Annotated in this window: 21 protein-coding genes and 1 pseudogene; 15 read left to right on the forward strand and 7 right to left on the reverse strand. The window is 71.9% G+C overall.

The window, feature by feature from the left end; all coding sequences use genetic code 11:
* Positions 1-20 precede the first annotated feature (20 nt).
* Positions 21-1,181, reverse strand: a complete 1,161-nt coding sequence (locus ACWEFJ_RS07055) for an MFS transporter (RefSeq protein WP_449713200.1) — start codon at positions 1,179-1,181, stop codon at positions 21-23.
* 65 nt (positions 1,182-1,246) lie between these two features.
* On the opposite strand from ACWEFJ_RS07055, the gene ACWEFJ_RS07060 reads away from it, so the two are divergent.
* On the forward strand, positions 1,247-1,888 hold the full coding sequence (locus ACWEFJ_RS07060) for an HAD family hydrolase (RefSeq protein ID WP_378093060.1): 642 nt from the start codon (positions 1,247-1,249) through the stop codon (positions 1,886-1,888).
* Positions 1,889-1,898: 10 nt separating this feature from the next.
* A complete protein-coding gene (locus ACWEFJ_RS07065) occupies positions 1,899-2,627 on the forward strand; it encodes an SDR family NAD(P)-dependent oxidoreductase (protein ID WP_449713201.1) in 729 nt (242 codons plus the stop codon).
* 43 nt (positions 2,628-2,670) lie between these two features.
* Here ACWEFJ_RS07065 and ACWEFJ_RS07070 read toward each other — a convergent pair whose 3' ends face one another.
* Entirely contained in the window at positions 2,671-3,762 is a 1,092-nt protein-coding gene (locus tag ACWEFJ_RS07070) for an inositol-3-phosphate synthase (RefSeq protein WP_378093064.1), read from the reverse strand.
* Positions 3,763-3,802: 40 nt separating this feature from the next.
* Positions 3,803-4,348, reverse strand: coding sequence for a PadR family transcriptional regulator (locus tag ACWEFJ_RS07075; protein ID WP_378093066.1), 546 nt, complete (start codon positions 4,346-4,348; stop codon positions 3,803-3,805).
* A 166-nt stretch (positions 4,349-4,514) separates the two neighbouring features.
* On the opposite strand from ACWEFJ_RS07075, the gene ACWEFJ_RS07080 reads away from it, so the two are divergent.
* The 3 genes from ACWEFJ_RS07080 (at position 4,515) to ACWEFJ_RS07090 (ending at position 9,629) form a co-directional block, all read left to right on the forward strand.
* Positions 4,515-4,919 carry a DUF5318 domain-containing protein gene (locus ACWEFJ_RS07080; protein ID WP_378093068.1) on the forward strand — a complete coding sequence of 135 codons (405 nt, stop codon included), beginning with the start codon at positions 4,515-4,517 and terminating at the stop codon, positions 4,917-4,919.
* Positions 4,920-5,388: 469 nt separating this feature from the next.
* Positions 5,389-7,902 (forward strand): transglycosylase domain-containing protein, encoded by a 2,514-nt coding sequence (locus tag ACWEFJ_RS07085; protein ID WP_449713202.1) that lies wholly within the window; start codon positions 5,389-5,391, stop codon positions 7,900-7,902.
* A gap of 140 nt (positions 7,903-8,042) precedes the next feature.
* On the forward strand, positions 8,043-9,629 hold the full coding sequence (locus ACWEFJ_RS07090) for a glycosyltransferase family 87 protein (RefSeq protein WP_378093072.1): 1,587 nt from the start codon (positions 8,043-8,045) through the stop codon (positions 9,627-9,629).
* A 10-nt stretch (positions 9,630-9,639) separates the two neighbouring features.
* On the opposite strand, the gene ACWEFJ_RS07095 is transcribed toward ACWEFJ_RS07090, so the two are convergent.
* Positions 9,640-11,046, reverse strand: coding sequence for a glycosyltransferase family 87 protein (locus ACWEFJ_RS07095; RefSeq protein WP_378093074.1), 1,407 nt, complete (start codon positions 11,044-11,046; stop codon positions 9,640-9,642).
* Positions 11,043-11,813, reverse strand: a complete 771-nt coding sequence (locus tag ACWEFJ_RS07100; RefSeq protein ID WP_378093076.1) for a deoxyribonuclease IV — start codon at positions 11,811-11,813, stop codon at positions 11,043-11,045. The genes ACWEFJ_RS07095 and ACWEFJ_RS07100 overlap by 4 nt, the downstream gene beginning before the upstream one ends.
* 154 nt (positions 11,814-11,967) lie before the next feature.
* Between ACWEFJ_RS07100 and ACWEFJ_RS07105 the strand changes: the two genes are divergently transcribed.
* From ACWEFJ_RS07105 to dnaB, 6 genes are all read left to right on the forward strand, one after another.
* Entirely contained in the window at positions 11,968-12,978 is a 1,011-nt protein-coding gene (locus tag ACWEFJ_RS07105) for a hypothetical protein (RefSeq protein ID WP_378093078.1), read from the forward strand.
* A gap of 130 nt (positions 12,979-13,108) precedes the next feature.
* Complete coding sequence (rpsF, locus tag ACWEFJ_RS07110) at positions 13,109-13,435, forward strand: 30S ribosomal protein S6 (protein WP_449713203.1); 327 nt, start codon at positions 13,109-13,111, stop codon at positions 13,433-13,435.
* Positions 13,436-13,448: 13 nt separating this feature from the next.
* Positions 13,449-13,940: a single-stranded DNA-binding protein gene (locus ACWEFJ_RS07115; protein ID WP_378093082.1), complete on the forward strand. Its 492-nt coding sequence runs from the start codon at positions 13,449-13,451 to the stop codon at positions 13,938-13,940.
* Between the two features lie 51 nt (positions 13,941-13,991).
* Positions 13,992-14,231 (forward strand): 30S ribosomal protein S18, encoded by a 240-nt coding sequence (rpsR, locus tag ACWEFJ_RS07120; protein WP_015805710.1) that lies wholly within the window; start codon positions 13,992-13,994, stop codon positions 14,229-14,231.
* A 13-nt stretch (positions 14,232-14,244) separates the two neighbouring features.
* Entirely contained in the window at positions 14,245-14,703 is a 459-nt protein-coding gene (gene rplI / locus ACWEFJ_RS07125) for a 50S ribosomal protein L9 (protein WP_378093104.1), read from the forward strand.
* A 407-nt stretch (positions 14,704-15,110) separates the two neighbouring features.
* Positions 15,111-17,711, forward strand: coding sequence for a replicative DNA helicase (gene dnaB, locus ACWEFJ_RS07130; protein WP_449713204.1), 2,601 nt, complete (start codon positions 15,111-15,113; stop codon positions 17,709-17,711).
* Positions 17,712-17,764: 53 nt separating this feature from the next.
* Here the strand turns inward: dnaB and ACWEFJ_RS07135 are convergent, their stop codons facing one another.
* Entirely contained in the window at positions 17,765-18,493 is a 729-nt protein-coding gene (locus ACWEFJ_RS07135) for an alpha/beta hydrolase (protein ID WP_449713205.1), read from the reverse strand.
* Positions 18,494-18,667: 174 nt separating this feature from the next.
* The gene (locus ACWEFJ_RS07140) at positions 18,668-19,777 is read right to left on the reverse strand and encodes an FAD-dependent oxidoreductase (RefSeq protein WP_449713206.1); all 1,110 of its coding nucleotides are present in this window, start codon (positions 19,775-19,777) and stop codon (positions 18,668-18,670) included.
* 67 nt (positions 19,778-19,844) lie between these two features.
* Here ACWEFJ_RS07140 and ACWEFJ_RS07145 point away from each other — a divergent pair, with 67 nt between their 5' ends.
* The 4 genes and pseudogenes from ACWEFJ_RS07145 (at position 19,845) to ACWEFJ_RS07160 (ending at position 21,921) form a co-directional block, all read left to right on the forward strand.
* Entirely contained in the window at positions 19,845-20,528 is a 684-nt protein-coding gene (locus tag ACWEFJ_RS07145; protein WP_449713207.1) for a TetR/AcrR family transcriptional regulator, read from the forward strand.
* A gap of 48 nt (positions 20,529-20,576) precedes the next feature.
* The gene (locus ACWEFJ_RS07150) at positions 20,577-20,987 is read left to right on the forward strand and encodes a VOC family protein (RefSeq protein ID WP_378093093.1); all 411 of its coding nucleotides are present in this window, start codon (positions 20,577-20,579) and stop codon (positions 20,985-20,987) included.
* A gap of 11 nt (positions 20,988-20,998) precedes the next feature.
* Positions 20,999-21,229, forward strand: a pseudogene (locus ACWEFJ_RS07155) (AraC family transcriptional regulator); the annotation flags it as partial.
* A gap of 62 nt (positions 21,230-21,291) precedes the next feature.
* Positions 21,292-21,921 (forward strand): glyoxalase, encoded by a 630-nt coding sequence (locus tag ACWEFJ_RS07160; protein ID WP_449713208.1) that lies wholly within the window; start codon positions 21,292-21,294, stop codon positions 21,919-21,921.
* Positions 21,922-21,963 lie beyond the last annotated feature (42 nt).

Raw genomic sequence — 21,963 nt, forward strand, 5'->3', positions numbered from 1 at the left:
AGGCCGGCGTTCACCGGTTGTTAACCCACCGGCTCCTCGCCGACGAGGATCGCTTCGGTGGGCACGGTGCGGCTGGACGTCCGGCCGAGGGCCAGCAGGCCGGCCGCCAGGGCGCAGCAGGCGGCCGCGACCACGAACGGCTGGGCCAGGTGTCCGACGAACGTGGCGGCCAGCGCGCCGCCGAGCCAGCGCAGGAAGTTGTAGCCCGCGCTCGCCACCGGGCGCGGCGCCGGGCTGACGCTCATCGCGGCGCTGGTGAACAGCGTGTTGAGCAGGCCGGACACGACCCCGCTGACGATCACCGCGACCACCAGCAGCGGCTTGTTCGGCACGGCCATGACCAGCATCAGCGCCGCGAACGCGAGGACCGCGACGACGGTCGTGCGGCGGTCGCCGAAGCGGTCGGCCAGGCGGGGCGCGAGCCAGACGCTGGACACCGCGACGCACACCCCCCAGCCGAAGAAGATCAGCCCGATCTCCACCGCGCCCCAGCCGAGCACGAACGGCGACCAGGCGAGCACGGCGAAGAACGCGCCGGTGTAGAGGGCGGAGCCGACCGCGGTGCGCAGCAGACCGGGGTGGCGCAGCGCGCGCAGCGGGTCGAGGAGGCGGATCTCGTGCTGCGGCTTGTCGTTGGCGAGGAAGGCCGAGCAGAGGATGAAGGCGATGGCCATGAGCACCGCCGTGCCGATGAACGGCCCGCGCCAGGAGAAGCTGCCGAGCAGCGCGCCCAGCAGCGGTCCCACGGACAGGCCCAGGCCCAGCGCGGCCTCGTAGAGCAGGATCGCGCCCTTCTGGCCGCCGGTGGCCGCGCCGACGATGACCGACAGGGCGGTGGCGATGAAGAAGGCGTTGCCCAGGCCCCAGACGGCGCGCAGGCCGACGAGTTGGCCGATGCTGCCGGCGAGCGCGCAGAGGGCGGTGGCCAGCACGATCAGCGCCAGGCCGCCGACGAGCGTGCGCTTCGCGCCGAACCGGGCCGAGGCGACGCCGGTGAACAGCATGGCCACGACCTGGACGCCCAGGTAGGAGGAGAAGAGCAGCGTCACCTGCGACGGCGTGGCGTGCAGCCCTTCGGCGATCGACAGCAGGATGGGGTCGACGAGCCCGATGCCCATGAACGCGATCACCGCGGCGAACGCCGTGACCCACACCTGACGGGGTTGGTCGAGGAATTTCACTTCGCCATCCTAACCGATTTTGGTTAGCGTAGCTAAGTAAGTGCGCTCACACTACGGTCTGGGGTGTGGATGCGGTGGTGTTCGACCTCGACGGCGTGCTGGTGGACTCCGAGCGGATGTGGGACGAGGTGCGGCAGGCCTTCGCCGCCCGGCACGGCGGCAGGTGGCTGCCCGCCGCGACCCGGGCGATGCAGGGCATGAGCACACCCGAGTGGGCGACGTACCTGGTGACCGAGGTGGGCGTCCGCCTGACCCCGGCCGAGGCGGCGGCGGGCGTGATCGGCGAGATGGCCGAGCGCTACGCGGAGGGGCCGCCCGTACTGCCGGACGCGGTCGAGGTGGTGCGCGAGGTGGCGGCCCGGCGCCCGGTGGCCATCGCCAGCTCCTCGCCGCCGGTGCTGATCAAGTCGTTCCTCGCGGCCACCGACCTGACCGACGTCGTCCCGGTGGCGATCTCCAGCGAGCAGGCCGGCGCCGGCAAGCCCGCCCCCGACGTCTACCTCCTGGCCGCCTCGAAGCTCGGCGTCGACCCGGCCCGCAGCGCGGCGGTCGAGGACTCGACCAACGGCCTGCGCGCCGCCCTGGCCGCCGGCATGACCGTCTACGCCGTGCCGAACCCCCACTTCCCGCCGGACCCGGCCGTGCTGGCGCACGTCACGGTCCTGCCGCGGCTCGCCGACCTCCCCGCGGCGCTGGCCACCGCCTAACGTGCCCACCATGGAACGACGAGTCGCGGTGGTCACGGGTGCGGCGCGGGGGATCGGCGCCCGGGTGGCGCGGGTGTTGCGCGAGAACGGGTACGAGGTGGTCGGGTTCGACCTCGTGGAGACCGAGGGCGGGGTGGTGGGCGACGTGTCGTCGCCCGACGACGTGGCCCGGCTCGCCGAGCGGGTCGGGGAGAGGGTCGACGTGCTGGTCAACAACGCCGGCATCGCGACGATCGTGCCGTTCGAGGACACGTCGCTGGACCAGTGGCAGCGGGTCCTGGCGGTCAACCTGACCGGGCCGTTCCTGCTCACGCGGGCGCTCGGCCGGGCGATGCTCGCGCGCGGCCGGGGGTCGGTGGTCAACATCGCGTCCGTGGCCGGGTTGCGCGGGGTCGCGGACCGGGCCGCGTACAACACCACCAAGCACGGGCTGATCGGGATGACGCGCACGCTCGCCGTGGAGTGGGGCGGGCGCGGGGTCCGGGTGAACGCGGTGTGCCCCGGTTGGGTGAAGACCGAGATGGACGTCGAGTCGCAGGCCGGCGGGCACTACGACGACGAGGACATCACCGACCACGTGCCCATGGGCCGGTTCGCCACCCCCGACGACATCGCGCAGGCCGTCGCCTTCCTGGCCGACCCGGCCCGCAGCGGCTTCGTCAACGGCGTCGCCCTGCCGGTGGACGGCGGGTGGACGGCCGACGGGTCGTGGCGGTCGCTGCGGCTCTCGAAGCGCTGAACCCCCTGCGCCCGGCCGGGCGCAGGGGGTTCGCCCCGCTCGCTCAGCGCTCCACGTCGCCGCGGATGAACGCCTCGACCGCCTCGTGCGCCTCGGAGTCCGAGTACTGCACCGGCGGGGACTTCATGAAGTACGACGACGCCGACAGGATCGGGCCGCCGATCCCCCGGTCGAGGGCGATCTTCGCGGCGCGCACCGCGTCGATGATGATGCCCGCCGAGTTCGGCGAGTCCCACACCTCGAGCTTGTACTCCAGGTTCAGCGGCACGTCGCCGAACGCCCGGCCCTCCAGCCGCACGTACGCCCACTTGCGGTCGTCCAGCCACGCCACGTAGTCGGACGGGCCGATGTGGACGTTGCGCTTGCCCAGGTCGCGGTCGACCTGCGAGGTCACCGCCTGGGTCTTGGAGACCTTCTTGGACTCCAGCCGCTCCAGCTCCTTCATGTTCAGGAAGTCCATGTTCCCGCCCACGTTGAGCTGCATCGTGCGGTCGAGCTGCACGCCGCGGTCCTCGAACAGCTTGGCCAGCACGCGGTGCGTGATGGTCGCGCCGACCTGGGACTTGATGTCGTCGCCGACGATCGGCACGCCGGCCGCGCGGAACTTCTCCGCCCACTCCGGGTCGGAGGCGATGAACACCGGCAGGGCGTTGACGAACGCCACCCCGGCGTCGATCGCGGCCTGCGCGTAGAAGCGGTCCGCCTCCTCCGAGCCGACCGGCAGGTACGACACCAGCACGTCGGCCTCGGCGTCGCGCAGCGCCTGCGCCACGTCCACCGGTTGCTCGTCGGACTCCTCGATGGTCTCCCGGTAGAACCGGCCGAGGCCGTCGAGCGTGTGCCCGCGCTGCACGGTGACGCCGAGCGGCGGCACGTCGGCGATCTTGATCGTGTTGTTCTCGCTCGCCCCGATGGCCTCGGACAGGTCGGTGCCGACCTTCTTGGCGTCCACGTCGAACGCGGCGACGAACTCGATGTCGCCCACGTGGTACTCACCGAACCGCACGTGCATCAGACCGGGCACGCGCGTGCCCGGGTCCGCGTCGCGGTAGTAGTGGACGCCCTGCACCAGCGACGCCGCGCAGTTGCCGACCCCGACGATGGCCACTCGAACAGTGCGGCGGTTGTCGCCCATGCCGAGTCCTCCTTAGTTCTTCCGTGCTGTATTCGGGGGGTTAGTGGTCCCGCTCGCGCTGTTCGGCCTGCTCGTGGGCGATCAGCTCGTTCAACCACCGCACCTCGCGCTCGGTGCTCTCCAGCCCGAGCCGGTGCAGCTCCCGGGTGTACCGGTCGATGCGCTCGCTGGTAGCCGATAACGAGGTGCGCAGACCTTCGCGGCGCTCCTCGACGCGGCGCCTGCGTCCTTCGAGGATGCGCATCCTGATCTCTGCCGGGGTCCGGGAGAAGAACGCCAGGTGGACGCCGAACGAGTCGTCGTCCCATGTCTGGGGACCGGCGTTGGCCAGTAGTTCGGCGAACCTCTCCTTGCCCTCGGCGGTGAGCTTGTACACCTTGCGCGCCCGGCGGCCCCAGCGGGCCGAGTCGTCCTCGGGCACTTCCTCGACGATGAGGCCGCTGCGTTGCAGCTTGCGCAACGTGGGGTACAGCGTCCCGTAGGAGAACGCGCGGAACGCCCCCAGCAGCTCGTGCAAGCGTTTGCGCAGCTCGTAGCCGTGCATGGGCGCTTCGTGCAGCAGGCCGAGCACCGCGAACTCCAGCACGGGGCACCTCCGCTCCAGTGAGCGCCGATGGGTGTCGTCAGTATATCGGTGCGATACATCCGCGCATGCCGATGCGGTGTCGTGTGGCACACAGCCACCCCTGCCTTCGGGCCACTGCCCTGAACGGCCCATCGAGGAGCTTGGGGCGGCACGTACTCTGGTCGTCGTGTCGACCCAACGCCAGGTCGTGGACTACGCCTTGCAGCGCCGTGCGCTGCTGGCGGAGGTCTACGCGGGCCGAGTGGGCACGATGGAGGTCTGCGACGCGAGCCCGTACCTGCTGCGAGCTGCGAAGTTCCACGGCCGGCCGAGCGACGTGACGTGCCCGGTGTGCCGCAAGGAGCCGCTCACCCTCGTGTCCTGGGTCTACGGCGACGAGCTCAAGCACGCGGCCGGGTCCGCGCGCACCGTCGATGAGCTGGCCCGCATGGCGACCCTCTACGAGGAGTTCACCGTGTACGTGGTCGAGGTTTGCCGCACATGTAGTTGGAACCACCTGGTGCAGTCATACGTCCTGGGAACGCGTGGCCTGAACTCTGGCAAGCCGCGCAGGAGGACCGCGGCGGAGTGACACTGCTCCGGCCACGGGCGCCGCTCCGGCGAGGAGCAGCGGCGTACGACCACCGAACCGCGTGCACCCGCACGCCGGTCTGGGAGGCCATTTCGTGAACGACCAGCATGACGACAGGCATCGTGGCGCGGAGCCGCAATGGCCGACCGGGGAGGACCCGGACGGCGGCGGCCACCCACCGCGCCACGGCGTCGGGGATCAGCCGGAGCGTCCGAACACCCCGCCAGGTGGTTTCGCGCGCGCTCCGATGGACGGCCCCGGCCCGCGACAGGGCACCCCGCCCGGGGGGTTCGCCCGACCGGGCACCCCACCCGGCGGCATCCCCCGGGGCGGCCCGCCCCCGCGCCGGATGGTCGGGCCCAACGGCCCGGTGGGACCCGGCGGCCCGGTGGGCCAAGGCGGTCCCGGCGGTCCCGTGCCGGGTGGCCGGCCCGGCGGCCCGCCGACCGGTCCCGGCGGACGACCCGGCGTGCCCGACGGCCCGGCGGCCGCCGGCAGCGTGCCCGGCGGACCGCCCCAGCGGCCGAACACCCCTCCCGGCGGCCTGCGCCGACCCGGCGGTCCCGGCGGCCCGGTGCCGCCCGGCGGCCGGCCGCCCGTGGGCGGACCCGGTGGTCCGCGCCGACCCGGGGGACCCGGCGGCCAGCCGCCCCGGCGCCCCGGCGAGGAACCGACGGACCTGTTGCCGCCGGTCTACCAGACCACGCCGCGCGAGCCCGAGCTGCTGACCCACCGCGAGGACGAGGTCGAGCTGGAGCCGTTCTACGACGACGAGTACGACGAGGAGCTGACCGAGGAGGAGGCCCGCGCCGTGCGCCGCAAGAAGCTCTGGCGCCGCGTGCGCCGCACCGCCTACGTGGCCTTCGGGCTGATGCTGCTGGCCCCCGTCGTCGCGTTCGCCATCGCGTACCAGGTCGTCGAGGTGCCGAACCCGGAGGCCGTCGCGGCCGACCAGAACAAGGCGATCACCATCCTCTACGCCGACGGCACGGAGATGGCCAAGATCGCCCCGGACGGCGCGAACCGCACCCTGGTCAAGGCCGAGGACATCCCGGACACGATCAAGCACGCGATCATGGCCGCCGAGGACCCGACGTTCGAGACGAACCCGGGTTTCGACCTGCGGTCCATCGCCCGCGCGGCGTGGTACCAGGTGACCGACCGCGAGTCCGGCGGCTCCGGCCTGACCCAGCAGTACGTGAAGAAGGCCACGGACAAGGACCAGGAGACGATCAGCCGCAAGTTCAACGAGATGGTCATCGCGTACAAGATGTCCCAGCAGCAGGACAAGGACGCGATCATGACCGCCTACCTGAACACGATCTACTTCGGGCGGTCCGCCTACGGCATCAAGACCGCGGTCAAGGAGTACTTCGGCCTGGACGACCTGAACCAGGTCACCTACTCCCAGGCCGCGCTGCTCGCGGGCATGATCCAGAACCCCGGCAAGTCGGAGAACCCGACCTACCGGGAGGACCGCTGGAACTACGTGATGAACCAGCTGCTCAACTTCGGCTGGATCGACCAGCAGTACCGGACGACGGAGCCGGTCGCGGTGCCGATCGACATCACCGAGAAGTCGGGCCTGAGCGGTCCGCGCCTGCACATCCGCGAGCAGGTCCTGCAGGAGATGGAGTCGGAGAAGGTCAACTGGGGCCAGGAGAAGTCCCAGCAGCTCGGCGTGACCGTCCACACCACGATCGACCCGCCGAAGCAGCAGGCGGCCGAGGACGCGGTGCGCGAGATCATGGGCCCGCAGCCCAAGGAGCTGCGGTCCTCGCTCAGCGCGATCGACCCGCAGACCGGCGCGGTGCTGGCGTACTACGCGGGCGAGGACGGCACGGGCCTGGACTACGCCCGCAACACGCTCCAGGAGGCCGGCTCGTCGTTCAAGCCGTTCGACCTGGTGGCGGCGCTGAAGGCGGGCAAGGGCCTCGGCTCGACCTACGACGGCCGCTCGCCGAAGAAGTTCGACCTCGGCGGCACCAGCATCACGATCCGCAACGCCTCCGACCCGTCGAACTCGTGCGGTGAGAAGTGCCCCATCCGCGAGGCGATGCGGATGTCGCTCAACACCGTGTTCTACGAGATGGTGATCGAGATCGGCACCCAGCCGGTCGCCGACGCCGCCCACGCGGCGGGCATCCCGAAGTCGGTCGAGGTGCAGGGCACGAAGAAGGACCTGCTGGTCAACGAGAACGGCGGCGCGCCGAACGTCGGTATCGCCATCGGCGGCGGCGAGGCGCAGGTCCGGCCGTTCGACATGGCCTCGGCCTACGCCACGTTCGCGGCCCGGGGCATCTACCACGAGCCGTTCTTCATCTCGAAGATCACCAACTCCGAGGGCAAGGCGGTCTACCAGCACGTCGACGTGTCGCGGCAGGCGTTCGACCCGGACCCGCAGATGAACCAGGACATCGCCGACAACGTCACCGAGTCGCTCAAGCCGGTGCTGACCTACTCGAAGATCCCGTGCGCGGGTCGCGAGTGCGCGGGCAAGACCGGCACCCACGAGCTGCCCGACGACGCCAGCCAGAACTCGAAGGCGTGGATGGTCGGCTACACGCCGTCGCTGTCCGCGTCGGTGTGGGTGGGTCGCGACGAGGGCAACGTGGCGTTGAAGGACGCCAAGGGCAACCCCGTCTTCGGTGGTGGCCTGCCGGGTCAGATCTGGAAGAAGTTCATGGACAAAGCCCTGGAGGGCACTCCGCCGGAGCCGTTCCCGAAGGCCCGGAAGCTGTACCAGTTCGACAACCCCAAGCCGACGACCACCGCGCCGCCCACCACGACCACCCCCAAGGAAGACGAGAACCGCGACAACCCGCCGACGACCACCGAGCCGACGCGGCAGTCGACCACGACGACGACCCCGACCCGGCCGACCCGGCCGTGCGGCATCGTCGGCTGCCCGACCGGCACGACCACGTCGGACGAGAACGAGCCGCCCAACCCGATCGGCAACGGCGCGCCACCGACGGGGTGAGCGCCCCGCACGTGGTGGAGGAGGCCCGATCCGGCAGCACGCCGGGTCGGGCCTCCTCGCGTCGCGGAACCGAACCCGGGGGCCGTGCCGCGGGCGGACCTCACATCCCCTGTTGACCGGTGCCCGTAGCATCCGTCCCCGTGGCCAGCCCCTCGGAGCCCTCGCGGGCGAACGCCGACGACACCGACTCGCTCACCCCGGCGGAGCGGGTCAACCCGACCTGGACCGAACCGCTGGCGCGGGCGGCGAGCAAGCCGCTGGGCGGACCGGTCGGCCGGCACGCGTCGGTCGGGCGGCACTGGTTCTGGACGCCGCTGCGCGTCGTGCTGCTGTTCGCGGTCGTGACCCTCGCGCTGGCGTGGTTCCAGAAGTCGCCGTGCATCCAGCAGTACGTGGACGACAACGGCGTGGTGCAGCTCGACTGGCGGGGCAGCAAGCAGTTCACCGCGATGTGCTACTCCGACACCGTGCCGCTCTACACGGCGGAGCGGTTGGACAAGCCGGACACGTTCCCCTACAAGACCTCCTGGGTGGACGACGAGGGCAAGCCGACGGCGCACGTGCGGTACATGGAGTACCCGGTGCTGACGGGCATGTTCCAGCTGCTCAACGCCCGCATGGCGCAGGGCTGGACGGTGATCGCGTCGTCCGGGTGGCTGCCGAACCCGATGACCGTCATCGTCTACTTCAACATCACCGCCCTGTGGCTGGCGCTGGCCTGGCTGGTGACCGCGTACGCGGTGGCGCAGCTGGCCAGGCGGCGACCCTACGACGCCGTGCTGGTGGCGGTGTCGCCGCTGGTGATCGTGCACGCGTTCACCAACTTCGACACGCTCGCCACGGCGTTCGCGACCGCGGGCATGCTGGCGTGGGCGCGCAAGAAACCGCTGCTGGCCGGCGTGCTGCTCGGGCTGGGCGGCGCGGCCAAGCTCTACCCGTTGTTCCTGCTCGGGCCGTTGCTGCTGCTGTGCTGGCGGTCCGGCAAGCTGCGGGCCGGGTTCACCACGCTGGGCGCGACCCTGGTGACGTGGGCGGCGGTGAACGCGCCGATCGCGTTGCTGTACCCCGCCGGGTGGCGCGAGTTCTTCCGGCTCAACACCGAGCGCGGCGTGGACCCGGACTCGCTCTACAACGTGATCGCGCAGTGGACCGGGTGGCAGGGCTTCGACCCGGGGTTGGCGCACGGCCAGGCGCCCGAGGTGCTGAACACGGTCAGCGCGGCGCTGTTCCTGGTGTGCTGCGCGGCCATCGGGTTCGTGACCATGACCGCGCCGCGCCGGCCGCGGTTCGCGCAGCTCGCGTTCCTGGTGGTGGCCGCGTTCCTGCTCACCAACAAGGTGTGGAGCCCGCAGTACTCGCTGTGGCTCGTGCCGCTCGCGGTGCTCGCGCTGCCGCGGTGGAAGCTGCTGCTGGCGTGGATGACGGTGGACGCGCTGGTCTGGGTGCCGCGGATGTTCTTCTACCTGGGCGAGGACAACAAGGGGCTGCCGATCGACTGGTTCCTCGGCGCGGTGGTGGCGCGGGACGTCGCGGTGGTCGTGCTGTGCGCGTTCATCGTGCGCGAGATCTACCGGCCGGACCTGGACAAGGTCCGGCAGGCGGGCGACGACGACCCGTGCGGCGGTGTCGTGGACGGCGCGCCGGACCGGTTCGCGCTGCGGTTCGGCCGGCGTGGGCAGGAGCCCGCGCCGGTCGGCGCGGGCGTGGGTTCGGGCTCGGGCGGCTGAGCCGGCCGGGCTAGCCGGCGGGCGCGGGAGCCGGTCGACGACGGGTGGGCTTGAGGTCGGAGAACGTGACCTCCGACCTCAGGAACACCACGAACAAGGCCACCAGCAGCGCCGCCCGGCCCCACACGCCGATCACCACGGCCTGCGCCGAGAACCCGTCGTAGATGCCCGACGGCTCGCCGAACTCGATCGCGTAGTACCAGCGGAAGATGCCGACGCCCATCGCCAGGTCGGCCAGGAAGTACGCCGCCACCCAGCCCCAGTTGACCCGCAGCAGCACGAACATCGGCACCAGCCACAGCGTGTACTGCGGCGAGTGCACCTTGTGCAGCAGCAGGAACCCGCACAGCATGGCCGCCGACACGGGCACCCACGGGTAGCTGCCCTCGCGCCGGTAGCGCCGCCACCCGAGCCAGCACGCCAGCGCGAACGACAGCAGGATGCCGACCGGCGACAGCACGCCGACCAGCGACTGCATGACCCCGTCGGCCATGAACGGGCGCATCGCCCAGAACCAGATCGAGTTCGTGGTGATGTCCACCCGCCGCAGGCCCTGGAACGCGAACGACGCCTTCCAGCCCTCCAGCCCGGCCACCATGAACGGCAGGTTGATCAGCACCACCGTGTTCACCGCCGCCAGGGCCACCTTCACCGCGCCCACGACGTCGTAGCGCGACCCCTCCGGCAGCTCCCGGCCGCCCGGACCGCCGGTCAGCACGTACAGGCACAGCGGCAGCACGAAGATCGCCGGGTAGATCTTGAACGCGAACCCGATGCCCAGCAGCACGGACGCGACCACCGCGCGGCGCAGCAGCGGCTGCTCCCGCCGCCCCCAGCCGCGGTGCACCACGTACACCGCCGCCACCGCGCAGAACACGACCGGCAGGTCCCAGTTGTGGAACGCGTACAGCACCATCGGCGGGCCGATCGCCCAGACCAGCGCCCGCCAGCGGCTCAGCTTGCCCAGCAACCAGCCCGTGGCCAGCCCGAACGGCGCCATCAGCAGGGCCGAGAACAGCAGGAACGCCGCGTCGGTGTGCGCGAAGATCGCGCCCGCCCAGATCAGCAGGCCGGTCAGCACCGGGTACTCGACCACGCCGCCGATCAGCACGCCCTGGCTGTCGATGCTGCCGTGCACGTACGGGAACACGTGCCGGTCCACGTCCCGGCCGATCCACAGGTGCTGGATGTCGGAGTAGCAGACGTCGGCCTTGTTGCGCTCCTCGTAGTCGGGCGCGCTGCGGCCCCACTGGTCGAACTCGGGACCGGTGCACCGGTCCTTGTTGAGGAAGCCGGCGAACATCGTCAGCCCGCACAGGAGGACGACCGCGGCGAGCGCGACCCGGCCGAACCGCGGCAACCGCCGACCGGCGCCCGCGCCGTCCGGCACGGCCACCACCTCCCGTGTCACGCTCATCGGCCCAGGTGCTCGCGGAGGAACGCGATGTCCTCCGCTTGCCCTTCGTCCGGTGTCTCGACGAGCACCGGCGAGCCGGCCGCGGCGGCCACCGCGACCAGTTGCTCCGGGTCGATCGTGCCGGACGCGATGTTGGCGTGCCGGTCGCGCGCGGAGCCGAACTCGTCGCGCGAGCTGTTCAGGTGGACCAGGTCGATGCGCCCGGTGATGGCCTTGACCCGGTCCACGATGCCGACCAGGTCCTCGCCGGAGGCGAAGGCGTGGCACGTGTCCAGGCAGAACCCGGCGCCGAACTCGCCGACGGCGTCCCACAACCTGCCGAGCATGTCGAACGTCCGCGCCATGGCGTTCTCGCCGCCCGCGGTGTTCTCGATCAGGATCGGGACCGCGAAGCCGCCGCTCTCGGCCTGCCGCTCGAACATCTTCCGCCAGTTCGCGATGCCCTCGCCCGGGTCCTCGCCCTTGGTGACGTGGCCGCCGTGCACGATCAGGCCCTTGGCGCCGACCTTCGCCGCCGCCTCGGCGTGCTGGAGCACGATCTTGCGGGACGGGATCCGGATCCGGTTGTTGAGCGACGCGACGTTCGCCAGGTACGGCGCGTGGACGAAGACGTCCAGGTCGGAGGCCAGCAACCCGTCGGTCTGGGGGTGCGGCTGCGGAGCCTTCCACCCCTGCGGGTCGGCCAGGAAGAACTGGACCACGTCGGCACCGCGTTCGACGGCGGCGCCGAGCGGGTCGTCGTCGCGGACGTGGGCCCCGATGCGCATGACTGTGCAGGGTAGTCGGGCCCTGCAACGCCCCGGCGACCACCGCCGATAGGAATTTCGTCAGCGAGGGATGGCCCGCGTCACCATCAGCGCCTACGCTCGTTACTTGTAAGTAGGAAACGAAGAACGCGGGCAGCACGCCAGGAGGCCAGACATGCGGATCCGGCTCACGCGACCGGCGCGCGCGGCGGCTGTCGTGCTCGCGGTCGGCCTGGCCGGCGCCGCGGCGGGTTCCGGGTCGGCCGCGGCCGCCGAACCGGTCGTCGTGGGCAGCTGCGCGACGACCGTCCAGGGCGCGCCCGGCACGCCGGTGTCGCTCAGCCCGGCCGCGGTGCTCGACCCGGTCGTGCAGCTCATCCGGGCCGTCCCGCTGCTGGGGCCGCCGCTCGCCGAGCCGTTCGCCCGGACGTTCTCGGCCCTGCCGCCCATCCCCGTGGGCGCGATCCCCACCGGCACGGGTGTCATCACCGGCGGCGAGATCGCGAACAAGGTCAACGCCGAGCTGGCCGGGCTGCCGCTGCTCGGGCCGATCATCGTCACCCTCTCGAACGGCGTGCGCACCGAGCTGACCAGGCTGTGCGGCATCACCGTGCAGGGCGTCAACACCGTCGCCGCACCCGTCCAGGACGGCTCCAAGGCGCTGGCCGACCTCTCCGGGCAGGCCACCGGGCAGCTGCCCGGCCTGCCCGGCGTGCCGGGCGGCAAGCCCGCGCCCACCCAGCCCCCGCAGACCGGCCGGCCGGGCGCGAACCCCGGCACCCCGTCACCCGGCGGCACCCCGCCCGCCCAGTCCCCGGTGACCGGCCCGGTCGGCGGCGTCGGCGGGCTCGACGTGCCGCTGTACGGCACGAACCCGTGGGGCGGCAACTTCGGCCGCGTGCCGCTCTTCAGCTACGGCGCCCTGCCGTTCGCCGTCCCCGGCCAGTACGCGCCGTCACCGGGCGTGCGCTACGGCGGCGGCGTCAGCGGCTACCGCCCGGGCTACGGCGTGCCCGGCGACCCCGACGCCGACAGCGTGCACACCGCCGGTCGCGCCCAGGCGCTGCCCGGCGTCGGCCGGATGGGCGGCGGCGTGGCGGCTCCCGTGCTGTTGGCCGTGCTGCTGCTGGCGTGCGTGACGGGCGCGCTGGTGCGCACCTGGGTGCTGCGCCGGGCCACCGCCTGAGAGCACTCCCCGGACCACCAGCTCAAAGGCGCCGGCCACCGTTTGTTACCCTTCACGGGTTGCTGACGCGACGACCCTCCTGCCACGGAACGTCCGTGGCCGCCGAGTCCACAGGAGGTGAGTGGTCTTCATGCGTCATTACGAAGTGATGGTCATCCTCGACCCCAGTCTCGACGAGCGCACGATCGCGCCGTCCCTTGACACGTTCCTCAACGTCATCCGCACCACGGGTGGCAACGTGGAGAAGGTCGAAGTGTGGGGCAAGCGCCGCCTGAGCTTCGAGATCAAGAAGAACTCCGAGGGCATCTACGCCGTCCTCGACCTGATCTCGACCCCGGACGCGGTGAAGGAGCTGGACCGCCAGCTCGGCCTGCAGGAGACGGTGCTCCGGACGAAGGTCATCCGCCGCGAGCCCGCCAAGGCCGCCAAGGCCGCCAAGGCCACCGCCAAGGTCTAGGAGCGCCCCGAACATGGCAGGCGAGACGACGATCACGGTGGTCGGCAACCTGACCGCCGATCCGGAACTCCGGTTCACCCAGTCCGGCGCCGCGGTGGCGAGCTTCACCGTGGCCTCCACCCCCCGCACGTTCGACAAGGCGAGCGGTGAGTGGCGCGACGGTGAGGCGCTGTTCCTGCGGTGCAACGTGTGGCGGCAGGTCGCGGAGAACGTGGCCGAGTCGCTCACCCGCGGCTCGCGCGTGCTCGTGACCGGGCGGCTGCGCCAGCGCTCCTTCGAGACGAAGGAAGGCGAGAAGCGCACCGTCATCGAGCTCGAGGTCGACGAGATCGGCCCCTCGCTGCGCTACGCGACCGCCAAGGTCAACAAGGTGAGCCGGGGTGACGGCGGCGGCGGCTTCGGCGGCGGCGGCCAGTCCCGCGGCGGCGGCGCGCCCGCCGACGACCCGTGGGGCTCCGCGCCCCCGGCCGGCTCCGGTGGCTTCGCCGACGAGCCGCCCTTCTAGACCGGCACCGGTCCACCTCACACTTCACTGCGTAAGACCAGGAGTTCACACATGGCCAAGCCGCCTGTGCGCAAGCCCAAGAAGAAGGTCTGCGCGTTCTGCAAGGACAAGAACGCCAACCTGATCGACTACAAGGACACCACCCTGCTCCGGAAGTACATCTCGGACCGGGGCAAGATCCGCGCCCGCCGGGTCACCGGCAACTGCTCCCAGCACCAGCGCGACGTCGCGGTCGCCGTCAAGAACGCCCGCGAGATGGCGCTGCTGCCCTACACCTCGACGGCTCGCTGAGAAAGGGGACGGCATCGTGAAGCTCATCCTCACCGCTGACGTGACCGGCCTCGGCGGCCCCGGCGACATCGTCGAGGTCAAGGACGGCTACGGCCGCAACTACCTGCTGCCCCGCGGCCTGGCGATCGTCGCCACCAAGGGCGCGGCCAAGCAGGTCGAGGTCATCCGCCGGGCGCAGGAGACCCGCCGGGTCCGCGACCTGGACCACGCCAAGGAGATCAAGGCCTCCCTGGAGGGCCTCGGCTCCGTGACGCTCAAGGCCAAGGCCGCGGCGGGCTCGAAGAAGCTGTTCGGCTCCGTCACCTCGGCCGACGTCGTGTCGGCCGTGCGCGCGGCCGGCGGCCCCACGCTGGACAAGCGGGCCGTCGAGATCGCGGGTCACATCAAGACCCTCGGCAAGCACTCGGTGAACGTCCGGCTGCACCCGGAGGTCACCGTGTCGCTGTCCGTCGAGGTCGCGAACGTCGGCTGAGCGGGCCGCGAAGCGCCGTTCGACCAGGTGTTCTGGTCGGGCGGCGCTTTCGCTTGTCCGGCTGTGGACAACTGATGTGACACGTCGGGCGCGACACGCCGTGCCGGCGGTTACACGCGACACGCCGAGGGTGTGACGAAGGACTTTTCCACACAGTTATCCACAGGCACTGAGCAGGCAAAACTTTTGTCTGGGGCCGAGTTGTACCCAGGTTGTCCACAGCTTTCCCCAGGGCTGTGGTCAGCTCGGCGCAGCCATCCCCAGGCTGTCCACCGAGTTGTCCACAGGATCGTTTGCCTACGCCATCCAGGTGGCTCTAGCGTCGCTGGATCGCGGGCGTGGCGCGCCGGGATTGTCGGTGCCACGGGGTAGAACATCCGCACGGAGCAGATTGGGGTGAGCTCACGGTGGCGCTGGTGGACGACCGGGGCATGGCAGAGCCCGGCTTCGAACGGCAGCCGCCGCAGGACCTCGCCGCCGAGCAGTCGGTGCTGGGCGGCATGCTGCTGAGCAAGGACGCGATCGCCGACGTGGTCGAGGTCCTCGCGCCCAACGACTTCTACCGGCCGGCGCACCAGGCCGTGTACGACTGCATCCTCGACCTCTACGGCCGGGGCGAGCCGGCCGACCCGATCACCGTGTCCGCCGAGCTGGAGCGGCGGGGCGAGCTGCTGCGCGTGGGCGGCGCGCCGTACCTGCACACGCTGATCGCGACCGTGCCGACGGCCGCCAACGCCTCCTACTACGCCGAGATCGTGGCCGAGAAGGCCGTGCTGCGGCGGCTGGTCGAGGCGGGCACCAGGATCGTCCAGCTCGGCTACAACGGGGCCGAGGGCGCGGACGTGGACGAGGTGGTGGACCGGGCGCAGGCGGCGATCTACGAGGTCACCGAGCGCCGCACCACCGAGGACTACGTGGTGCTGGAGGAGCTGCTCCAGCCGACCATGGACGAGATCGACGCGATCGCCTCGCGCGGCGGCTCGTCGCTCGGCATCCCGACCGGCTTCGCGGACCTGGACGAGCTGACCAACGGCCTGCACCCCGGCCAGATGATCATCGTCGCGGCCCGGCCGGGTGTCGGCAAGGCGCTCGCGCTCGACACGCCGCTCGCCACGCCCACCGGGTGGACGACCATGGGCGAGGTGGCCGTCGGAGACCGGTTGATCGGCGCGGACGGGCGACCGACCACCGTGGTGGCCGCGACCGATGTGATGCACGGCAGGCCCTGCTACGAGGTCGAGTTCTCGGACGGTTCCGTGCTCGTGGCCGATGCCGAGCACCAGTGGCTGACCGAGACGCGCGCATCACGTCGCTCGGCGCAGGAGGCCACGACCCGGTTCGGGCGCCGGCACGTCGTGCCGGGCGGCATCCGCACCACCGCGGAGATCGCGGCGACCCTCCGGTGCGGGACGGCGGACCGGAGGCTGAACCACTCGGTGGCGAACGCCCGGGCGCTGGATCTGCCCGAGGCGGCGCTGCCCGTCGGCCCGTACACGCTCGGCGCGTGGCTGGGTGACGGGCACTCGGCAGGCGCCAGGCTCACCACGGCCGACCCCGAGATCGTGTGGAACATCGAGGCCGAGGGCTACGAGGTGGTGCCCCAAGGCGGTCTCCTCTACGGTATCCGCCTGCCCGCGGCGGATGCCGTGGGCGTCCGCGAGTGCGTCGTGTGCGGCACCGCGTTCACACCGAAGACCTCGCAGGTCAAGACGTGCGGCCGAAGCTGCGGCGGCAGGTCGCGCTTCATCTCGGACCCCGTGCCCGCACCGACCTGCCCGGACTGCGGTGCTCCGACCTCGGGCCTGCGCCGGTGCCAGGGCTGCCACCACGACCACGGCACCGTCCAGGCGCTCCTGCGCGGGCTCGGCGTGCTGGGCGACAAGCACATCCCGGCCGCCTACCTGCGGGCGTCGAGCGCGCAACGGCGAGCGCTCCTCGCCGGGTTGCTGGACACCGACGGCACGGTGACCGCCGGCGGTTCCGTGCAGTTCTCGGTGACGAACGCACGGCTGGCCGAGAACGTCCGCGAACTCGTGGTGAGCCTCGGCTACCGGTGCTCGGTCAGCACCAAGCGGGTTCGCGGACGCAGCGAGGACACGTCCACCGCCTACACCTTGACCTTCGGCACGGAGGACGACGTGTTCGGCCTCGAGCGCAAGCGGCTCTTGCTGAAGGAACGGCGTCGTGCCCGCGACACGGTTCGGACCAGGTCGCGGTTCATCGTGGACGTCCGCCCGATCGCGAGCGTGCCGGTGCGGTGCGTGGAAGTGGACAACCACGACCACCTGTACCTCGCGGGACGATCCATGATCCCGACCCACAACTCGACCCTGGGACTCGATTTCGCCAGGTCGTGCTCGGTGAAGCACGGGTTGACCAGCGCGATCTTCTCGCTGGAGATGTCGCGCACGGAGATCGTCATGCGCATGCTGTCGGCCGAGGCGCGGATCCGGCTCGGGGACATGCGCGGTGGGCGGATGAGCGACGACGACTGGACGCGGTTGGCGCGGCGGATGAGCGAGATCAGCGAGGCGCCGCTGTTCGTCGACGACTCGCCGAACCTGACCATGATGGAGATCCGGGCCAAGGCGCGGCGGTTGAAGCAGCGCCACGACCTGCGGCTCGTGGTGGTCGACTACCTCCAGCTCATGTCGTCGGGAAAGCGCTCCGAGTCCCGCCAGCAGGAGGTCTCGGAGTTCTCCCGGAACCTGAAGCTGATCGCCAAGGAGCTGGAGGTCCCGGTGATCGCGATCAGCCAGCTGAACCGCGGGCCGGAGCAGCGGACCGACAAGCGGCCCCAGCTCTCCGACCTGCGCGAGTCCGGCTCGCTGGAGCAGGACGCCGACATGGTCATCCTGATCAACCGGCCGGACGCGTGGGAGCGCGACGACCCGCGGGCGGGCGAGGCGGACCTGATCATCGCCAAGCACCGCGCCGGCCCGACCGCCACGATCACCGTCGCGCACCAGCTGCACTACAGCCGGTTCGCCGACCTCGCCCAGGGCTGACCGCCGCCCCGACCGCGACGGGTGTCGGGGCGGCGGTCGTCAGGCGGCCGGTGTCACTTCAGGTGCCGGTCGAAGAAGCGGTTGCCGTCGTCCGCCTCGAAGGCGGGCACGCCGGTGTGGCCGCCCATGTTGGCGTGCAGCGTCTTCTCCCGGGAGCCGAAGGCGTCGAACAGGTCCAGGGCCAACTGCCGGTCGTTGCCCTCGTCGTCCCACTGCAGCAGGACCTGCAGCGGGATGGTGACCTGCCGGGCCTCCGCGAACATGCGGCGCGGCACGTAGCTGCCGGCGAACAGGAGGGCGGCCTTGACGCGCGGCTCGACCGCGGCCAGGCGGACGCCGATGGCGATCACCCCGCCCGAGTAGCCGACCGGGCCGCCGATCCCGGGCACGTCGAGCACGGCGTCGAGCAGGGCCCGCCACTCGGGGACCGCCTGCTCGACCAGCGGGAGGACGAGGCGGTCCACGATCTCGTCCACCGGCTCGCCGGCCGTGATCGCCCGGCGCAGGTCGGCGCGGGCCCGGTCGGCGGACGGGGACCGGGGGCGGTCGCCGCTGCCGGGCAGTTCGAGGGTGGCCGCGGCGTAGCCGGCGGCCGCGGCGTGCCGGGCGCGGGCGGACACCCGGGGGTACATCCGGCGCAGGTCGCCGGGGTGGCCGACCAGGATCAGCGGGGCCGGTTCGGGGGCGGGTTCGGGCGTCCAGAGGATGCCGGGGATCGCGCCGAGGGTGAACTCGCGTTCGAGGACGCCGTCGTCGAGGCGTCGTTCGGAGGTGAACAGCACGGTCGTGCCTTTCGGGAGTGCCGGCGGCGCTCCCGGACGACCTATCGCCCGACCGTGACCCCGGAGAGGAGCACCCCTGTCGACTGGTTCACGGGTACCACCTCCTCGGTCTCTCGCACGGCCTCCGGGAACCTAGCAGTGGTGGCCGCGGGGCGCGAACGGCTTTCCGGCGCGTCAGCCCGGCTGGAAGAATTCGAGCATCCGCCGCGCGGCGTCCGGCGAGGTCAGCAGCTCGTGCAGGTCCGCGGACATCCGGGCGGCGGCGCCGGTGCGTTCGAACATCTCCCGCTCGTACTCCGCGACGGCGGTGGCGTGGTCGTCCGGGTGCGCGGCCAGCGCGAGGGCGAGCAGCGCGCCGTCGAGCAGCGCCATGTTGGCGCCCTCGCCGACCGGCGGCATCAGGTGCGCGGCGTCGCCGACCAGCGTGACGCCCGGTCTCGACGGCCAGGTCAGGCCGACCGGGAGGGTGGTGATCTTCCGGGGCGCGATCGTGTCGTCGCAGGCCGCGATCAGCGCGGTGATGCGCGGGTCCCAGCCGGCGAACAGCTCGATGAGGCGGGCCCGCGCGGCGGGCGGGTCGTCGAACGGGATGCCGCAGGTGGCGAGCCAGTCCTCGTCGGTGCGGTAGAAGTTGAGGCCGAGGCGCACGCGGCCGTCGCCGTTGCGCTGCGCGGCCAGGGACTGCCCGTCGCCGAGCACCCAGTAGTTGCCGCGCCCGACCATCGCGGCGAGGTCGGGGTGGGTGCGGTCGATGTCGGGGATGCCGAGTTCGACGGCGTGCTGGCCGGTGTGCGCGGGCCGGGCGTCGGTGAGCAGGGCGCGGACCCGGGAGTTCGCGCCGTCGGCGCCGACGAGCAGGTCGTACCGCGCGTTGCGGCCGTCGGCGAAGCGGAGCACGCCGTCGGCGGCGGACTCGAACGCGTGCCCCCAGCGCACCGCGCCGTCGGGGAGCGAGTCGAGCAGCAGGTCGCGCAGGTCGGCGCGGTCCACCTCGGGTCGCAGGAGCGGTGCGTCGTCGGGCGTGTCCTCCCGGAGCAGGAGGGTGCCGTCCGGTTCCAGGAGCCGCATGTCCTGACCTTCGCCGCGGGCGATCGCGTGGAACCCGTCGAGCAGGCCGGCCTCGCGCAGCGCCCGCTGCCCGGAGTGGATGTCGAGCATGCCGCCCTGGCCGCGCGCGTCGCGTGACGGTTCGCGTTCGTAGACCACGGCGTCGACGCCGTGCACGTGCAGCACGCGGGCCAGGGCCAGACCGCTCGGGCCGGCTCCCACGATGGCGATGTCCACGAGCGACCTCGATTCACTGTATCGGCTCGATACACTGTATAAGTGTCTACGGTGTATGGTCTGCGCCGTGGTGGTGTGGGAGCGGCCGGAGCCGCCGGAGCGCCCGGCGCCCGCCCCGCTGAGCCGGGAGCGGATCGTGCGGGCGGCGATCGGGCTCGCCGACGCGGACGGCCTGGACGCGGTGTCGTTGCGCAAGGTCGCGGCGGCGTTGGACGTGGGCCCGATGCGGCTGTACGGCTACATCGCCACCAAGGAGGACCTGCTCGACCTGATGGTGGACGCCGTCCAGGGCGAGATCACGCCGGTCGGGGACGGGTGGCGCGAGGTGCTGCGCTCCCTCGCCGACACCACGCGCCGGGCCGCGCACCGGCACGAGTGGCTCGCCGACCTGCTCGGCGGCCGGCCGCAGCTCGGCCCGAACGCGCTGGCGAGCGGCGAGGCCGTGCTGGCCGCGATGGGCGACGTCGACCTGGGGATCGTCGTGCCGGCGGTCGCCGCGGTCAACGCGTACGTGATCGGCGCGGTGCGCCGGGAGATCACCGAGCGGCGCGCCGAGCGGGCCTCCGGGATGGACCAGCGGCAGTGGCAGGCCACCCGCGGGCCGTACCTGCGGCGGGTCTTCGCCACGGGCCGGTTCCCCGCGCTGGCCGCGATGGTCCACGACGGCCCGCACCTCGACGCCGACGAGACCTTCCGGGCCGGGCTCGAGTTCGTCCTCGACGGCATCGGGGCCCGCATCGCGGCGCGCTGATCAGGTATCGAGAAGCGTCGGGGCGGGTCGGCACCTAGCCTGACCGGCATGGACCTCACGATTCACACCACGGTGCTGCCGCACGACGACCCGGACGCGTCCCTCGCCTTCTACCGCGACACCCTCGGCTTCGAGGTCCGCACCGACGTCGGCCAGGGCCGGATGCGCTGGATCACGGTCGGTCCCGCCGGGCAGCCCGACGTCTCCATCCTGCTCGCGCCGCCGGGGGCCGACCCCGGCATCACCGACGACGAGCGCCGCACCATCGCCGAGATGATGGCCAAGGGCACCTACGGCTGGATCCTGCTCGCCACCCGCGACCTCGACGGCACGTTCGAACGGGTGCAGGCGGGTGACGCCGAGGTGGTCCAGGAGCCGACCGAGCAGCCGTACGGGGTGCGCGACTGCGCGTTCCGGGACCCGGCGGGCAACCTCGTCCGCATCCAGCAGGTCGGCTGAGGGCGCCCGCCATGTGCCTTCCCGGGTGGGCGCGCGCCCGCATCGCGGCCCAGCGCACGGCGCACCTGGCGCGGCTGCGCCGGGTGCGCGACCGGATCGACCGCGAGCACGCGCGGCCGTTGGACGTCCTGGCGCTCGCCCGCGACGCGGGCCTCCCGCCCGGCGTCCTCAGCCGCGAGTTCCGCCGCGCGTACGGCAGGTCGCCGTACGCCTACCTCGTGGCGCGCCGCGCCGAACGGGCCGCGCTCGGACCGGTCAGGAATCGAGAAGCGCTGGTCAGGGCACCGGAAATAGCGTTGTCGGCATGACGAACATCGACTCCGTGATCCTCGACGTGACCGACGCCGACGCCGCCGCCCGCTTCTACCGGACGGCCTTCGACCTCGACGGCCTCGTCGTCCCCCGCGTCTCCGACGCACCGAGCACCGGCTTCCGCGGGTTCACCCTGGCGCTCACGGTCGCCCAGCCCTCCACCGTCGACAGCCTCGTCGCGACCGCCGTCGAGGCCGGCGCCACCACGATCAAGCCGGCCGCCAAGTCGCTGTGGGGCTACGGCGCGGTGGTCCAGGCGCCGGACGGCACCCTCTGGAAGGTCGCCACGTCGGCCAAGAAGGACACCGGCCCGGCCACCCGGCGCGTCGACGACGTCGTGCTGCTGCTCGGGGTCGCCGACGTGGCCGCGAGCAAGCGGTTCTACCTGGACCAGGGCTTCACCGCGGCGAAGAGCTTCGGCCGCATGTACGTCGAGTTCGCCACCGCGCCCGGTTCGATCACGCTCGCCCTGTACCGGCGCCGGGCGCTGGCGAAGACCGCCGGCGTCTCCCCGGAGGGCACGGGGTCGCACCGCATCGCGATCGTCGGCGACGCCGGGGCCTTCACCGACCCGGACGGCTTCGCGTGGTTGACCACGGCGTCCGCGCGGCCCGCCGCCTGACCGGGACGGCGCCGGAGCGCGGTCCGACCGATCCCCGCACCA

The organism is Actinosynnema sp. NPDC004786 (assembly GCF_053601135.1).

What these genes read in the sequence shown, in the direction of transcription:
- ACWEFJ_RS07065 (WP_449713201.1), top strand. Translation starts at nt 1,899, where the DNA reads ATGGAACGACGAGTCGCGGTGGTCACGGGTGCGGCGCGGGGGATCGGC.
- ACWEFJ_RS07070 (WP_378093064.1), bottom strand. Translation starts at nt 3,762, where the DNA reads ATGGGCGACAACCGCCGCACTGTTCGAGTGGCCATCGTCGGGGTCGGC.
- ACWEFJ_RS07095 (WP_378093074.1), bottom strand. Translation starts at nt 11,046, where the DNA reads ATGAGCGTGACACGGGAGGTGGTGGCCGTGCCGGACGGCGCGGGCGCC.
- ACWEFJ_RS07100 (WP_378093076.1), bottom strand. Translation starts at nt 11,813, where the DNA reads ATGCGCATCGGGGCCCACGTCCGCGACGACGACCCGCTCGGCGCCGCC.
- ACWEFJ_RS07105 (WP_378093078.1), top strand. Translation starts at nt 11,968, where the DNA reads ATGCGGATCCGGCTCACGCGACCGGCGCGCGCGGCGGCTGTCGTGCTC.
- rpsF (WP_449713203.1), top strand. Translation starts at nt 13,109, where the DNA reads ATGCGTCATTACGAAGTGATGGTCATCCTCGACCCCAGTCTCGACGAG.
- ACWEFJ_RS07115 (WP_378093082.1), top strand. Translation starts at nt 13,449, where the DNA reads ATGGCAGGCGAGACGACGATCACGGTGGTCGGCAACCTGACCGCCGAT.
- rpsR (WP_015805710.1), top strand. Translation starts at nt 13,992, where the DNA reads ATGGCCAAGCCGCCTGTGCGCAAGCCCAAGAAGAAGGTCTGCGCGTTC.
- ACWEFJ_RS07150 (WP_378093093.1), top strand. Translation starts at nt 20,577, where the DNA reads ATGGACCTCACGATTCACACCACGGTGCTGCCGCACGACGACCCGGAC.
- ACWEFJ_RS07160 (WP_449713208.1), top strand. Translation starts at nt 21,292, where the DNA reads ATGACGAACATCGACTCCGTGATCCTCGACGTGACCGACGCCGACGCC.